The following is a 1,770-nucleotide window of genomic DNA, read 5'->3' on the forward strand; positions in this document are numbered from 1 at the left end:
AGTTGTTGGTTAACCGCCGCCGTCAAACGAATATGGGCGTCAAGAGCACCCTGCTCACCAACGAAACGAGCAAGGCGTGTCTTTACGTTTCCTAGAACGGGGTACTTTGCAAATTGAATGAAAACAGCACTCTGCATTTTATTTGTCTATAGTAAGAGTAAGAACAACGTTAATAATACTGATCCCAGCATGCTTTTCGATCAAACCTTTAAGTCTTTATACGAAAGTGTCCGTTGCTTTGACGACTCAGAAGTCGACGTCATACTGCAGGAATTACACGACAGCACTCGCCTATCGTTTGTACTCGGCCAATTATTTCCGGGCCAAACACTCGATACAACAGATTTGTATGCATGCTCAACGATCGCAGAAATACAAGACTGGCTCATAACGCGATTAGTTCCAAAAATTGAAGGGACTTATTCAAGTTTAACAAGCACAGGCTTAGACCAACTCGATCCAAACACGCCTTATGTATTCATTTCGAATCACCGAGACATTGTTTTAGATCCAGTACTGATAAATACCGCGCTATACAACGATGGCCGCTCTACCGTACACAGTGCAATTGGCGATAACCTCTTGCTTAGTAAAACCGCAACGCGCATGGCATTACTCAATAAATGTTTTCGCGTGAATAGATCGGTCACATCACCAAAAGCACTGCTTCGATCACTCAAACTGCAATCGTCGTATATCTCTGAGATTATCCATACCTTTAATGAGAGTGTATGGCTCGCACAAAGAGAAGGACGTGCGATTAATAATATTGATACGACTAACCCTGCACTCATCAAGATGATGAGTTTAAGCAAGCCAAAAACGGAACAACTCGAATACCTTAACGCACTAAAAATTGTCCCCATCACGCTCTCATACGAATGGGACCCTTGCGATCAGATTAAAGCTAAGCGCATCATCTCACAGTCTAAAAGCACTGTTGAAGAGAAACTCGCTAGCGACAAGTTCGAAACACTCACAGGAATTATTGGAAGTAAGGGGCAGATACATGTTCACTTTGGAGCTCCGGTGTCGCTTGATGGAACAAACGCCCATGGGCAAGACATCTATGGTCAGTTTGCTTCAAAGATAGATCGCGAAATGCATTGCAGTTATCGCGTGTTTCCAATTAATTCATTATGCGACAAGTTAGTCCATAATAATTACGCTCCTCCAGCAGATCTGGCAGAAGAAGAACAAACCAGTTTAACAGTTTTAAATAAACGCCTTTCAGTCACGATTGAAGACAATTTGATTAATGATCTAGCCAAACAGGTCATCCAAAACTACGCTCAAGCGAGTATCCTCCAGCGCGCTGCATTAAAAGTGTAAGTTTGATTGGGAAATAAGTGGTTTTAAACCTACACTTTGGTAGACTCCGCAGCGCTATTCATTGACCATTTGGTTACCAAACAGGATTCGCCATGAACCGCCTTTTTGTTCAAAATTTAACAGTCATCGACTTCTCATATTTCGACGCTCAACGCGGCATTATGGGAGAAAGCTGGATTGTTGATATTGAATTGCAGGGCGAGCTTGATGATCAAGGTATGGTGTTTGATTTTGGTGACGTTAAAAAGCAAATTAAACAACTCATAGATACCGAAGTTGATCATCGTTTTGTTATCTCAACACAGTTGAAAAACCTGTCGATCGAGCAATCTCAGCATAAAGTCCGTCTAAATTGGGATTCTCAGCTCGGTCACTTTGAACATGAGTCGCCGAAAGACTCTGTTGTGTTGCTTGACGCCAAAACAGTCAACACGAAAA

2 protein-coding genes are annotated in these 1,770 nt (G+C 42.3%); both read left to right on the top strand.

Annotated features, from left to right (window positions below; translation table 11 throughout):
• Positions 1-189 precede the first annotated feature (189 nt).
• On the top strand, positions 190-1,332 hold the full coding sequence (locus A3739_RS01290; RefSeq protein WP_068499938.1) for a 1-acyl-sn-glycerol-3-phosphate acyltransferase: 1,143 nt from the start codon (positions 190-192) through the stop codon (positions 1,330-1,332).
• Positions 1,333-1,424: 92 nt separating this feature from the next.
• The coding region (locus tag A3739_RS01295; protein WP_197471936.1) for a 6-carboxytetrahydropterin synthase at positions 1,425-1,770 on the top strand (346 nt) is incomplete at its 3' end.

It is taken from the genome of Oleiphilus sp. HI0067 (genome assembly GCF_001635735.1).